This window comes from Pengzhenrongella sicca (assembly GCF_017569225.1).
Taxonomy (GTDB): domain Bacteria; phylum Actinomycetota; class Actinomycetes; order Actinomycetales; family Cellulomonadaceae; genus Pengzhenrongella; species Pengzhenrongella sicca.
This window is the reverse complement of the sequence record NZ_CP071868.1, coordinates 4,307,182-4,321,342: the sequence shown is the minus strand read 5'-3', so window position 1 is coordinate 4,321,342 and position 14,161 is coordinate 4,307,182. Positions and strand designations below refer to the sequence as shown.

Here is a 14,161-nt window from a genome sequence, read left to right as displayed (position 1 = left end):
TGGCATGCTGAGCGCCGTGACTGACCCCCGCGTCCCGCTCCGTCCTGCCATCGCCGGGCTGCCCGCCTACGTCCCGGGCGCCCGCGTCCAGGTCGGCGCCGCCGCGTTCAAGCTGTCCTCCAACGAGAACCCGTACCCGCCGCTGCCGTCGGTCGTCGCGGCGATCGTGGACGGCGCCAGCGACGTGAACCGGTACCCGGACATGCACGCGAGCGAGCTCACCGCGGCGGTCGCGGCGTCGCTCGGGCTCGAGGCGAGCTCGGTCGTCGTGGGGTGCGGCTCGGTCGCCGTGCTCGGGCACGTGCTCACGGCGGTCTGCGGCGAGGGCGACGACGTCGTCATCCCCTGGCGGTCGTTCGAGGCGTACCCGATCGCGGTCGCCCTGACCGGCGCCGCGGCGACCCGGGTGCCGCTGGCGGTCGACGGCCGGCTGGACCTGGTTGCCATGGCCGCGGCGATCGGCCCGCGCACGCGCGCCGTTCTCGTGTGCACGCCGAACAACCCGACGGGCCCCGCCGTGCGCGCCGCCGAGCTGGCGACGTTCCTCGCGGCCGTTCCGCCCCACGTGCTCGTCGTGCTCGACGAGGCCTACGTCGAGTTCGTCCGCGACCCCGAGGCACCCGACGCGCTCGGGCTGCTCGCGGAGTTCGCGAACGTCGTCGTGCTGCGGACCTTCTCGAAGGCCTACGGGCTCGCCGGGCTGCGCGTCGGGTACGCGCTCGCGGAGCCGGGTCTCGCCCAGGGCATCCGCGCGGCGACGACCCCGTTCTCCGTGTCCCACCTCGCCCAGGTGGCGGCGCTCGCGTCGCTGGCGGCCCGCGGCGAGCTGCTCGACCGCGTCGACGCGATCGTCGCCGAGCGGGTACGGATGCTCGCAGCGCTGCGGGCGCAGGGCTGGACCGTCCCGGACAGCCAGGCGAACTTCGTGTGGTTGCCGCTCGGTGACCACGCCGACGCGTTCGCCGCCGCCGCGACCCGGGCGGGGGTCCTGGTTCGCCCGTTCGCCGGCGACGGCGTCCGCGTCAGCGTCGGCGAGCCCGAGGCGAACGACCTCGCGCTCGAGGTCGCCCACGACTGGCTCACCAGCGGCCGGTAGGCCGCGACGCTGGGCTACGTCATGAACAGCTGGGCTACTCCATGAACAGCAGCGGCTGCTACTTCATGAACAGCAGCGGCTTGCCCTGGTACTTGTCGTAGGGGTTCGGGTCGGCGTAGCCGCCGTCCCACATGGCGCCAGCAATGTCATTGCCGCCTTCGACCGAGGCGCCGACCAGGCACTGCGTGACCATTCCGGCGCTCTCGTCGAACTCCGTCGGGAACGAGTTCGACTCGCACACGTCCCAGCCGATCATCGTCACTTCCTGAGCGGCCTCACCCTCGGTGTCGACGGGGGAGAACGACGTGTAGTCGGCGCTGTAGGCGACCGCGCCGCCGGAGACCTTGGTCTGCTCCAGGCGGATCAGCGTGATCTTGTACCCCTTGAGCGCGGGGATCTGCTCCAGCAGGAACGCGGCCTCGTCGGCCGATGCCGGCTCGACCGAGACGAGCTTCGTGCTCACGACGGCCGTGATGTCGTCGGAACCGGTGAACTCGTAGGTCAGGGCCTCGCCGATGCCGGCCTTGGTGCCCGGCTCGGACAGCCCGGTTGCGGCCGCGGCCGGCTCCTCGGCGGCGGTGGCCTCCTCGGTCTCCTCCGCCTTCTCCGGCGCCGGCTTGCTGGCCTCGGCGGTGGCCGACTCCGTCGCGGCCGGCTCCTCGTCCGACCCCGAGCAGCCGGTCAGGACGAAAGCGACCGCGAGGATCGCAGCTGCGCTGGGAAGCAATCGGTTCATTGGGGTGGCGCCTCTCGAGGAAAGAAGAACAAGCGATGGGCGTCGGCGCTGACGCACATCAAATGCTATAGCCGGCGCACAGAAAGCGCTATAGCCGTGCACAGAAAACGCTAGTGTGAGTTGGATCGCGCCATTTATTGCGCATAAACCAGCCTATTCGCGGCAGAGCCCATCAATTCGGACCGCGACGCCTGCATCGGGCGCGGCGCCCTGCGCGGCGCGCCGCTGGCGCCGCGGTGGGCCAGGCGATCACACTGGGCCGAGGCGGATGCGAACCTACGCATCCGTAGCCTACGCTGACGTAGGTTCGTATGGACCGCATGCTGTGCGCTTCGGCGCCGCCCGCGCGAAGGAGACACGACGTGAGCCCCACTGGTCACGCAACAGATGTCGACCTGGTCCAGCTCCTCACCCCCGGTGGGCAGCTGCTGGCCCATCCCGACTACACGCCCCGCATCGCCCACCTCGACGCCGCCGCCCGGCGGGGGCTCTACCGCGACATGGTGCTCGTGCGTCGCTTCGACAACGAAGCGACGTCGCTGCAGCGACAGGGCGAGCTCGGGCTGTGGGTCCAGAGCCTGGGCCAGGAGGCGGCCCAGATCGGGTCGGGGCGCGCGCTGCGCCCGAACGACTACGTCTTCCCGTCCTACCGCGAGCACGGCGTCGCGCACACCCGCGGGGTCGACCTCGCCGACATCCTGCGGCTGTTCCGCGGGGTGGAGCACGGCGGCGGCTGGGACCCGGCCGAGCACAACTTCCACCTCTACACGCTCGTCATCGCGGCGCACACGCTGCACGCGACCGGGTACGCGATGGGCTTGCAGCGCGACGGCCTGGTCGGCTCGGGGGACCCTGAGCGTGACGCGGCCGTGGTCGTGTACTTCGGCGACGGCGCCACCTCGCAGGGCGACCTGAACGAGTCGCTCGTGTTCGCGGCGGTGAACAACGCGCCGATCGTCTTCTTCTGCCAGAACAACCAGTGGGCGATCTCGGAGCCCACCACGAAGCAGGCGCGCATCCCGCTTGCCCGGCGCGGGGACGGCTTCGGTATCCCGAACGTGCGGGTCGACGGCAACGACGTGCTCGCGACGTACGCGGTCACGGCCCAGGCGCTCGAGCGCGCGCGGTCCGGCGGCGGGCCGACGTTCATCGAGGCGTTCACCTACCGGATGGGCGCGCACACCACGTCCGACGACCCGACGCGGTACCGGTCGGCGGCCGAGGACGAGTACTGGCGCCAGCGCGACCCGATCGAGCGGATGCGCCTGCTTCTCGAGGGTGCCGGCGAGCTCTCGCCCGCGTTCGCGGCCGAGCTCGAGGCGGACGCGACGGCGCTCGCCGAGCGGGTCCGGGCCACCGTCAAGGGTCTGGGCCGCCCCCCGACGGGGACGATGTTCGACCACGTCTACGGGGCACCGCATGCGATCGTGGACTCCGAGCGGGCCTGGCTCGCCGAGTACGAGGCGTCGTTCCTGGACGGCGCGGCGGCCGAGGGAGGAAGCCACTGATGGGCACGACGGAACGGATGACGTTCTCCAAGGCGATCAACGCCGGGCTGCGGCGCACGCTGGAGACGGACCCGAAGGTCATCCTCATGGGCGAGGACATCGGGACCCTCGGCGGCGTGTTCCGCGTCACCGACGGCCTGCAGAAGGACTTCGGCGCGGATCGAGTCGTGGACACCCCGCTCGCGGAGTCCGGCATCGTCGGTACCGCGATCGGGCTCGCGCTGCGCGGGTACCGACCGGTGCTCGAGATCCAGTTCGACGGGTTCATCTTCCCGGCGTTCAACCAGATCACGACGCAGCTCGCCAAGCTGAGCTACCGCTCCCGCGGCCGCCTGAGCGCACCCGTGGTCATCCGGGTCCCCTACGGTGGCGCGATCGGCGCGATCGAGCACCACAGCGAGTCACCCGAGGTGCTGTTTGCGCACACCGCGGGCCTGCGCGTGGTCTCGCCCGCGTCCCCGGCCGACGCGTTCGTGATGATCCAGCAGGCCGTCGCGTCCCCGGACCCGGTGCTCTTCTTCGAGCCGAAGGCGCGGTACTGGGACAAGGGCGAGGTCGACGTGGCGATCACCGTCACCGCCGACGCCGTCGCGAGCGCCCTGGCCGACGGCGTCGCGACCGACCCCGCGGGCGTCGTCGCGCTCGACCGGGCGCGGGTCGCGCGCGCCGGTACCGACCTCACGATCGCCGCCTACGGCGCGACCGTCTCGACGGCGCTCAAGGCGGCCGAGTCGGCCGCGGCCGCGGGGGTCAGCGTCGAGGTCGTCGACCTGCGCTCGATCTCCCCGCTCGACGCCGAGACCCTGATCGCCTCGGTGCGCAGGACGGGCCGCTGCGTCGTGGTGCACGAGGCGCCGGTGTTCTACGGCACGGGCGGCGAGATCGCGGCGAGGGTCACGGAGGCCTGCTTCTACGAGCTCGAGGCGCCAGTGCTGCGGGTCGGGGGCTTCCACACGCCCTACCCGGTCAACAAGCTCGAGGCCACGTACCTGCCGGGACTCGACCGCATCCTCGACGCCGTGGACCGCGCGATGGCCTACTGACCGGGGCCGACCGACGGGGATCGTTCGACCGGACCGTCCCCGCCCGCCCGCCCGACGCTTCAATTCTGACCGCTGTACTGGGAGCCCTTGTGCCGACGTTCGAGCAGTTCCGCCTTCCCGACGCGGGCGAGGGTCTCACCGAGGCCGAGATCGTCGCGTGGCACGTCGTCGTCGGCGACACCGTCACGGTGAACCAGACGATCGTCGAGATCGAGACGGCCAAGTCGATCGTCGAACTGCCCAGCCCGTTCGACGGCGTCGTCACAGAGCTGCTCGTCGCCTCGGGGGTGACCGTCGAGGTCGGCACGCCGATCATCGTGTTCGACGTCGACCCGACCGGCGCGGCCCCGACCGGCGCGGCCCCGGCCGGCGCGGGCCCGACAGACGCTGCCCCGGCCGCCAGCGGCGGCGCGCCGCCCGCGGTGCCGGCGGCGACGGAGCCGGTCGCTTCTGCCGTGGCGGTGCCCGCGGCGCCGGCCGACGAGGCCAGCGGAGCCGTCCTGGTCGGGTACGGCGTCGCGGGCCAGCCGACCGCCCGCCGCCCGCGTCGGGTGCCGACCCTCGTCGCGCCGTCGGCGGCGATCGCCTCCGCGGGCGCCGTGCGTTTGAACCGGTCCGCGCAGGTCCTGGCCAAGCCGCCCGTGCGCAAGCTCGCGCGCGACCTCGGCGTCGACCTCGACAGCGTGAGCCCGACAGGGCCGGGCGGGATCGTCACCCGCGAGGACGTGCTCGCGATGTCCGCGCAGGGGTCCGCGCGCGCCCTCGCCACCTATGCCGGCGACGACCAGCCGTGGCTCGCGTCGGGCAAGGTCTCGGCCGGCGGCCGCCAGACGCGCGTGCCAGTGAAGTCGGTCCGCAAGCGGACCGCCGAGGCGATGGTCGCGAGCGCGTTCACGGCACCGCACGTGACCGTCTTCCACACCATCGACGTCACGAAGATGATGAAGCTCGTGACCCGGCTGCGCGCCGACAAGGAGTTTGCCGACGTCCGCGTGACGCCGCTGCTGATCACGGCGAAGGCGCTGCTCCTCGCGGTGCACCGGCACCCGGAGATCAACGCGAGCTGGGACGAGTCCGCGCAGGAGATCGTCTACAAGCACTACATCAACCTCGGCATCGCGGCGTCGACCCCCCGCGGCCTCGTCGTGCCGAACATCAAGGACGCGCACCGGCTCGGGCTCAAGGAGCTCGCGCAGGAGATCGCGACGCTCACGGCGACCGCTCGGGCGGGGCGGACCAGCCCGGCGGACATGTCCGACGGGACGATCACGATCACCAACGTGGGCGTTTTCGGCATCGACACGGGCACCCCAATCCTCAACCCGGGCGAGGCCGCGATCCTGGCGTTCGGCGCGATCCGCGAACAGCCGTGGGTGCACAAGGGCAAGATCAAGAAGCGCCTGGTCACGCAGCTCGCGCTGTCGTTCGACCACCGCCTCGTCGACGGCGGGCTCGGCTCGCGCCTGCTGGCCGACGTCGCCGCGGTGCTCGAGGACCCGGCCCAGGCCCTCGTCTGGGGTTGATGCGCTTGATCACCCGCCCCGGGTGCGGCGATACTGCGTTCATGGACGTCACGCGCGCCGCCACGATGATGCGCCTCCACCCGGGGGCTTGATTCGCGCGTTCGTGTGACGCAGAAGGCCCCCGCACCGCGGGGGCCTTCGCTGCGTTGGTCCCCGTCGCCGCCACCGGTGTCTTCACGACACCACGCCCCGGAGGCCACCATGAGCAGCCTGTACATCACCACCTCGATCCCGTACGTGAACGGCAGCCCCCACCTGGGGCACGCGCTCGAGTTCGTCCAGGTCGACGTGCTCGCCCGGCATCGACGACTGCGCGGCGGGGACGTCCGCGTCCAGTCCGGCACCGATGACCACGCGATCAAGAATGTCAGCGCGGCGGCCAGCGCCGGGGTGGCCGTGGCCGACCTGGTCGCGGTGAACGCCGACCGGTTCGTCGACCTCGCGGCGGCCCTCGGTGTCCGAACGGACGCGTTCCTGCGCACGAGCAGCGACCCGCGGCACCCGCCGGGCGTCGTCGCGCTGTGGGAGGCCTGCCGGGCGGCCGGTGACCTCGACCAGCAGGACTACACCGGCCTGTACTGCCCGGGCTGCGAGCAGTTCTACGCCCCGGACGAGCTGACCGACGGCCTGTGCGCGGAGCACCGAGCGCCGGTCCAGGAGGTCACCGAGACCAACTGGTTCTTTCGGCTCTCCCGCTACCGCGACGCGATCGTCGAGCTGATCACGGACGGCCGGCTGACCGTCGAGCCCCAGCAGCGCCGCAACGAGGTCCTCGGGTTCCTCGCCGGCGAGGTCCGCGACCTGTCCGTCTCTCGCCCGTCGACTCGCGCCGGCGGCTGGGGCATCCCGGTCCCCGGCGACCCTGACCAGGTCGTCTACGTCTGGTTCGACGCCCTCACGAACTACCTCACCGGCCTCGGCTACGGCAGCGACGACGCCGACTACCAGCTGTGGTGGGCAGGCGACGTCGAGCGGACCCACGTCATCGGCAAGGGCATCGCCCGGTTCCACGCCGTGTACTGGGTCGCGTTCCTGCTCTCCGCCGGCCTGCCGCTGCCGACCCGGGTCCTGGTGCACGACTACCTCACGGTGAACGGAGCCAAGATCGCCAAGAGCGGCGCCCAGGCCGCCGACCCGGCCGCCGTCGTCGGCGCCTTCGGGGCGGACGCCCTGCGGTGGTGGTTACTGCGCGACCCGGCCCCGGTCGGAACGACCGACTTCACGCCGGAGCGCCTCATCGCCTGCTACAACCGCGACCTGGCCAACTGCCTGGGAAACCTCGCCTCTCGCACCCTGACCCTGTCGGCCCGGGACCGGGCGTGGCACCGGCCCGCCACGACCCGCGTCGGAGCCAGCCTCCGTGCGGCCGCGGCGGCCCTCCCCGCGATCGTTGACGGCGCGCTCGCGCGCTTCGACTTCCGGGCGGCGTGCGAGGCCATCGCAGGACTGGCCGAGGCGGGCAACCGATTCATCGAGAGCGAGGCGCCGTGGCGGCTCGCCACGGCGGCCGACGCGGGCGACCTCGCGGCAGCGGCCAGGTTCGAGGCGGTCATCGACGCGCTCCTCGACCTGTGCCGGGTCGCGGCCGCCGAGCTCGAGCCGTTCGTCCCGGACGGCTCGGCCCGACTGGCCGACCAGCTGGCCGCCGCGGTCACGAAACCGACGCCGGCCTTCCCGCGCATTGCCTCCGCCGGGACCTAGTACCCAGAGGGCGGCGCTCGGCCACTGGTTCCCTGAGGTGCACCCCATCGAGGGTGACCATGCGGATCAGGGCGCTGCGTTGCGCCCTGGGCGTCGGCCAGCAGGCCTGGGAACACACCGCCCGCACTCCGATGCGATGACAGCTGACGACGATGTCAGTGAAAGGCTCCGCCATGTTCACGTTCCGCCAGATCACCGATCCCGTCGCGGGTTCGCTGACCCTCTCCGCGCTGTGCGCCGCGCTGCCCCTGGTGCTCCTGTTCGTCCTGCTCGGGGGGTTCCGGGTCAAGGCGCCCAAGGCCGCGCTCCTGAGCCTCGGGCTCTCGATGGTGCTCGCCGTCGTCGGCTGGAACATGCCGCTGGGCCAGGTGCTGAGCGGGACCGTCGAGGGTGCGTTCTACGGCATGTTCCCGATCCTGTGGATCCTGATCAACGCGCTCTGGGTCTACCGCCTCACCGTCGCGACGCCGTGGTTCGAGGTGCTCGGCCGGACGATCCGCTCGGTCACGAACGACCACCGCATCCTCGCGATCCTCATCGCCTTCGGCTTCGGCGCGCTGCTCGAGTCCGTCGCGGGCTTCGGTGCGCCCGTCGCGATCGCGGCCGCGATGCTCATGGCCGCCGGCATGAAGCCGCTCAAGGCGGCCATCGTGTCGCTCGTGGCCAACACCGCGCCCGTCGCGTTCGGCGCCATGGCCGCGCCGGTCGTCGCGCTGCACGGCGTGACGGGGCTGCCGATCGACGACCTCGCCGCGATGGCCGGCCGGCAGGGCCTGATCTCGCTCATCGTCCCGCTGCTGCTCATCTACGTCGTCGACGGTCGGCGCGGCTTCCGCCAGACCTGGCCCATCGCGCTCGTGGCCGGGCTCGTGTTCTCGCTCTCGCAGTTCGTCACGTCCAACTACCTGGCGCTCGAGCTGACCGACGTCGTCGCCGCCGTCCTGACGGTCGCCGCGGTCCTGCTCATGCTGCGGTTCTGGCAGCCGGCCGAGCTCGTCGGCGGCGACGGCGGCGAGGAGGTCCGGTCCACGCGTTCTGCCGACGCCGACGCCGACCGGCTCGTCGCCGCGGGCCACGCCCCGGTCGCCTACTCCTCTAGCCGGTCGGTGACCGAGGCCTTCGCCGCGGCCGCGACGGCGGGTGCCGGGCCGATCTCGGGCAATGCCCCGCTCGAGCGGACCGAGCGCCCGAGCGGGCGCCACATCCTCATGGCCACTGCCCCGTACCTGATCATCGTGGCGATCTTCTCGGTCGCGATGATCCCGGCCGTCAAGGCCTGGCTCACCGAGATCGGCTCCGTGACGTTCGAGTGGCCGGGACTGGACGTGACGAACGCGGCCGGGGAGCCCGTGACGGCCACGACGTTCCATCTCGACCACCTCAAGGCGACCGGAACGCTGCTGTTCATCGCGGGCCTCGCGACGATGGCGCTGTATCGGGTCTCCCCGCGCGAGGGCTGGCACGTCTACCGCGAGGGCGTCTACCTGCTGCGCTGGACGATCGTCACGGTCAGCACGATGCTCGCACTTTCGTTCGTCATGAACCTGTCCGGCCAGACCGCCACGATGGGCGTCGCGCTCGCGGCGACCGGCGGCTTCTTCGCGGTGCTCTCGCCGGTGATCGGCTGGATCGGCGTCGCGCTCACCGGCTCCGACACGTCGTCGAACGCGCTCTTCGGCCAGCTGCAGGTCAGCGCCGCCCACGAGACGGGCCTGTCGCCCGTGCTGATGGCGGTGTCGAACTCCACGGCCGGCGCGCTCGGCAAGATGGTGTCGCTGCAGAACCTGGCGATCGCGTCCGCGGCTGTCGGGTTGGAGGGCGGAGAGAGCATCCTGTTCCGCAAGCTGCTGTGGTGGAGCCTGGGGCTGCTCGCGGTCCTCGCGGGCTTCGTCTTCCTGCAGTCCACCCCGATCCTCGGCTGGATGGTGCCCTGATGACCCCCGTGACCGTTCCCACCCGGCAGGACCCCCGCATGCTCGACGCGCTCCGCGGCGCCGTGGCCGACCCGGCCCAGGTCAGCACCCGGGCCCTCGACATCCACGCGAACGCGCACGACGCGTCCCACTTCCTGCTCATCCCGCAGGCGGTCGTCGTCGCGAGCAGCGCCGACGAGGTCGGCCGGCTGCTGCGCGCGAGCGCGGCGCAGGGCGTGCCGCTCACGTTCCGCTCGGGCGGCACCAGCCTGAGCGGGCAGGCGCTCACGGACGGCGTCCTGGTCGACGTCCGGCGCAACTTCAAGGGCATCGAGGTGCTCGACGGCGGCGCGCGGGTCAGCGTTCAGCCCGGCGTCACGGTCCGGGCGCTGAACGCGCGGCTCGCGCCGTACGGGCGCAAGTTCGGGCCGGACCCGGCGAGCGAGGGCGCCTGCACGATCGGCGGCGTCGTCGCCAACAACTCCTCGGGCATGGCCTGCGGCACCGTCGACAACACCTACCAGACGGTCGAGTCGCTGACAGTGGTGCTGCCGAGCGGCACGGTGGTCGACACCGGCGCCGTCGACGCCGACGCCTCGCTGCGCGCGCGCGAACCCGCCCTGTACGAGGGGCTGGCGCGGCTGTCCCGGCGGATCAAGGACAACCCCGCGTCCGTGGCCACGATCAGGCACCAGTTCTCGATGAAGAACACGATGGGCTACGCCATCAACGCGCTGCTCGACTTCGAGGCGCCGGCCGACATCCTGGCCCACCTCATCGTCGGGTCGGAAGGGACGCTGGGCTTCGTGGCCGGCGCCGTCTTCCGGACGATCCCGCGCCTGACCCAGGTCACGACCGGGCTGCTCGTGTTCGCCGACCTCGAGGCCGCGAACGCCGCGCTGCCCGCGCTCGTCGCCACGGGTGCGGCAACGCTCGAGCTCATGGACGCGCTGTCCCTGCGGGTCGGCCAGTCCCTGCCCGGCACGCCGGGCATCATCATGGATCTCGCGGTGCGCGAGCACGCCGCGCTGCTCGTGGAGTACCACGCCGACTCCCCGGAGCGGCTCGCCGAGCTCGAGCGCGGCGGGCTCGCGCTGATCGACTCCCTGCCGCTCAGCGCGCCGCACGCGTTCAGCGCGGACGCCGCCGCGCGGGCCCAGCTGTGGCACCTGCGCAAGGGGCTCTACGCGGCCGTCGCCGGCGCCCGGGCCCAGGGCACGACGGCGCTGCTCGAGGACGTCGTCGTCCCCGTGCCCGCGCTGGGGCGCACCTGCATCGAGCTCATCAAGCTGTTCGACAAGTACGACTACGCGAACAGCGTGATCTTCGGGCACGCCAAGGACGGCAACATCCACTTCATGCTCACCGACGGCTTCCAGGCCCAGGCCGAGCTGGACCGGTACGCCGCGTTCACCGAGGACATGGTCGACGTCGTGCTCGGCGAGGGCGGTTCCCTCAAGGCCGAGCACGGCACGGGCCGCGTGATGGCGCCGTACGTGCGCCGCCAGTACGGCGACGAGCTCTACGACGTGATGCGCCAGATCAAGGTGCTGTTCGACCCGGCCGGCATGCTCAACCCGGGCGTGCTCATGGACGACGATCCGACGGCGCACCTGCGCCACATCAAGACGGCGCCGCCCGTGGACGAGTCCGTGGACCGGTGCGTGTCGTGCGGGTACTGCGAGCCGGTGTGCCCGAGCCGCAACCTGACGCTGACCCCGCGTCAGCGCATCGTCACGCTGCGCGCGATCAAGCAGGCCACGCTCGACGGCGACGTCGCGCTCGCGAAGGAGCTGGAGAAGGACTGGGAGTACGGCGCGGTGCACACGTGCGCCGTGGACGGGCTGTGCCAGACGGCCTGTCCGGTCAACATCAACACCGCGACGCTGGTGAAGAAGTTCCGCAAGCGCGACGTGAACCCCGTGGTCAAGGGCGTCTGGGGCGCCGCGGCGAAGAACTGGGGCGTCGTCACGCAGGGCGCGAGCCTGGCGCTCGACGTCGTGCGCAAGGTCCCTACCGCGGTGATCCTCCCGCCCGACAAGCTGGCCCGCGCCGTGCTCGGCACCGACACCGTGCCGCTGTACTCGGCCGAGCTCCCGGGCGGCGGCAGCTCGCGCAAGCGGCCGGCCCCGACCGGCGAGCCGCAGGCCGTCTACTTCCCGGCCTGCGTCGGGACGATGTTCGGGCCGGCCACCGACTCGGCGCCCGGCATCCAGCAGAGCTTCGAGCAGCTGTGCGAGCGCGCCGGCGTCACGCTGCTCGTGCCGCGGGGCATCGACGCGCTGTGCTGCGGCACGCCGTGGTCGTCCAAGGGGCTCACGGACGGCCAGGCGACGATGCGCGCGAAGACGCTCGCGGCGCTGCGGATCGCGACCCGGGACGGCGAGCTGCCGGTCGTGTGCGACGCGTCGTCGTGCACCGAGGGGCTGCGTCAGACGATCGAGTCCGACCCGAGCGACCGGCCGATGACCGTGATCGACTCGGTCGAGTTCGCCGTCACGCACGTCCTGCCGACGCTGGGGGGCTACGCCAAGCTCGACTCGCTCGCGGTGCACCCGACGTGCTCCTCGACGCGCATGGGCATGAACGGCGCGCTGGACACCGTCTCGCACGCGGTGGCCGACCGCGTCGAGGTGCCGGAGAACTGGGGCTGCTGCGCGTTCGCGGGCGATCGCGGCCTGCTGCACCCCGAGCTCACGGCGTCCGCGACCAAGGCGGAGGCCGCCGATGTCGCCGCGATGGGCGCGAGCGCGCACGCCTCGTGCAACCGGACGTGCGAGCTCGGCCTGACGCGCGCGACGGGCGAGCCGTACCGGCACGTCCTCGAGCTCCTGGAGGAGCTCACCCGCCCGCAGGCGTCGCCCGCGGGCTGACCTCGGCGGGCTCCTCGGGCTCGGCCGGCTCCGGCCCGGCGGGCTCCTCGGGCCCGGCCGGCTCCGGCGCAGCGACGGGCTCCGCCGCGCCGGCCTCGGCGTCGAGCCGGCCCTGGATCCCGGAGACGTTGCGCAGCGGAAGCTCCGGGAGCAGCGCGGTGAGCACGATGGCGAGCACCATCACGGCCGCGGCGATGAGCAGCACGAGGTCGACCGACTCCGCGAAGCCGACCAGGAACGGCCGGGCCAGGCGCGGGTCGAGCGCGTTGATGAACGACGAGTCGTTGAGCAGCGACGCGGAGCCGCCCGGCGTGCCGGCGAGCATGTCGAGCGCCGGCGCGTTGGCGGGGTCGGCCAGCACGGCCGGGTCGGCGAGCGCCGCCTGGAAGTCCGCCGTCGGGGCGATCTGCCGGAACGCCGCGGCGATCTTGTCGCCGACCGTCGAGAACAGGATCGACAGGAAGACCGCCGTGCCCAGGGTTCCGCCCACCTGGCGGAAGAACAGGGACGACGACGTCGCGACCCCCATCTCCTGCGGGGGCACGGCGTTCTGCACCGCGAGGATGAGCGGCTGCATGCACAGCCCGAGGCCCAGGCCGAAGACGATCGAGAAGCCGCTCACGCTCAGCAGCGTCGTGCCGGGCTCGAGCCGGGACAGCAGCAGCGCCCCGGTCGCGAGCAGGGTCGTGCCGATGATCGGGAAGATCTTGTACCGGCCGGTGCGCGACGTGAGCTGCCCAGCGACGATCGAGCCGGTCATGATCCCGGCGGTCAGCGGGATGAGCGTCAGGCCGGCCTCGGTCGGGGACATGCCCTTGGCGATCTGGAGGTACAGGGGCAGCGTCGCGAGGCCGCCGAACATGCCGAGCCCGATGATGGTGTTGGCCCCCGCGCCGATCGCGAACGTGCGGTTGCGGAAGAGGTAGAGCGGGAGCAGCGCGTCGGCGCCCGCGACGCGCTCGGCGAGCAGGAACAGGGCGATCCCGACCACGCCGAGGCCGTAGCACGCCAGCGCGAAGCCCGAGCCCCAGCCCCAGACCCGGCCCTGCTCGGCGACCACGAGCAGCGGAACCAGGCCCAGCACGAGGGCGAGCGCGCCGGGCCAGTCGATCCGGTGCCGCACCGCGCGCAGCGGCGGCAGGTGCAGCACCCGCGTGATCACGACGAGGCCGATGATGCCGATCGGGAGGTTGACCAGGAAGACCCAGCGCCAGCCGTCGATCCCCAGGATCGTCTCGGTGCCCGCGAAGAACCCGCCGATGACGGGCCCGAGGACGGATGACGTACCGAACACGGCGAGGAACAACCCCTGGTACCGGGCCCGTTCCCGCGGCGGCACGAGGTCGCCGAGGATGGTGATCGCGAGCGACATGAGCCCGCCGGCGCCAAGTCCCTGCACGCCGCGGTACATCGCGAGCTGGTACATCGAGTCCGCGGTGCCGGACAGGAGGGAGCCGATCAGGAACAGCACGATCGCGAGCAGGTAGAGCGGCTTGCGGCCGAAGAGGTCGGACAGCTTGCCGTACAGCGGGGTGGTGATCGTCGAAGTGACCAGGTACGCCGTCGTCACCCACGCCTGCAGCGAGAGCCCGTGCAGGTCGTCGCCGATCGTGCGGATCGAGGTCGCCACGATCGTCTGATCGAGCGCCGCGAGGAACATCCCGATCATCAGGCCGCCGAGGATCGCGAGGATCTGGCGGTGCGTCGGCGGTGCGACGGCGGCCCGAGCCGGGGCGGCGGCCTCGGTGGTTGCTTTGCGCACGGGGCG

The 14,161-nt window shown here is 72.1% G+C and carries 9 protein-coding genes; 7 read left to right on the top strand and 2 right to left on the bottom strand.

What is annotated here, in order from left to right:
• The first annotated feature begins 4 nt into the window (after positions 1–4).
• Positions 5–1,096, top strand: a complete 1,092-nt coding sequence (gene hisC / locus J4E96_RS19770; RefSeq protein WP_227423728.1) for a histidinol-phosphate transaminase — start codon at positions 5–7, stop codon at positions 1,094–1,096.
• A 58-nt stretch (positions 1,097–1,154) separates the two neighbouring features.
• Here hisC and J4E96_RS19765 read toward each other — a convergent pair whose 3' ends face one another.
• Complete coding sequence (locus J4E96_RS19765) at positions 1,155–1,832, bottom strand: hypothetical protein (RefSeq protein WP_227423727.1); 678 nt, start codon at positions 1,830–1,832, stop codon at positions 1,155–1,157.
• Positions 1,833–2,152: 320 nt separating this feature from the next.
• Between J4E96_RS19765 and pdhA the strand changes: the two genes are divergently transcribed.
• From pdhA to J4E96_RS19735, 6 genes are all read left to right on the top strand, one after another.
• Positions 2,153–3,340: a pyruvate dehydrogenase (acetyl-transferring) E1 component subunit alpha gene (gene pdhA / locus J4E96_RS19760; protein ID WP_406620480.1), complete on the top strand. Its 1,188-nt coding sequence runs from the start codon at positions 2,153–2,155 to the stop codon at positions 3,338–3,340.
• A complete protein-coding gene (locus J4E96_RS19755) occupies positions 3,340–4,383 on the top strand; it encodes an alpha-ketoacid dehydrogenase subunit beta (protein ID WP_227423725.1) in 1,044 nt (347 codons plus the stop codon). Before pdhA ends, J4E96_RS19755 begins: the two co-directional genes overlap by 1 nt.
• Positions 4,384–4,472: 89 nt before the next feature.
• A complete protein-coding gene (locus J4E96_RS19750) occupies positions 4,473–5,906 on the top strand; it encodes a dihydrolipoamide acetyltransferase family protein (RefSeq protein ID WP_227423724.1) in 1,434 nt (477 codons plus the stop codon).
• 201 nt (positions 5,907–6,107) lie between these two features.
• Entirely contained in the window at positions 6,108–7,607 is a 1,500-nt protein-coding gene (locus J4E96_RS19745; protein WP_227423723.1) for a methionine--tRNA ligase, read from the top strand.
• 173 nt (positions 7,608–7,780) lie between these two features.
• Positions 7,781–9,541: an L-lactate permease gene (locus J4E96_RS19740; RefSeq protein ID WP_227423722.1), complete on the top strand. Its 1,761-nt coding sequence runs from the start codon at positions 7,781–7,783 to the stop codon at positions 9,539–9,541.
• A complete protein-coding gene (locus tag J4E96_RS19735; protein WP_227423721.1) occupies positions 9,541–12,393 on the top strand; it encodes an FAD-binding and (Fe-S)-binding domain-containing protein in 2,853 nt (950 codons plus the stop codon). The genes J4E96_RS19740 and J4E96_RS19735 overlap by 1 nt, the downstream gene beginning before the upstream one ends.
• Here J4E96_RS19735 and J4E96_RS19730 read toward each other — a convergent pair.
• Positions 12,362–14,155 (bottom strand): MDR family MFS transporter, encoded by a 1,794-nt coding sequence (locus tag J4E96_RS19730; protein ID WP_227423720.1) that lies wholly within the window; start codon positions 14,153–14,155, stop codon positions 12,362–12,364. The two genes, J4E96_RS19735 and J4E96_RS19730, sit on opposite strands and share 32 nt — an antisense overlap.
• Between the last annotated feature and the right edge of the window lie 6 nt (positions 14,156–14,161).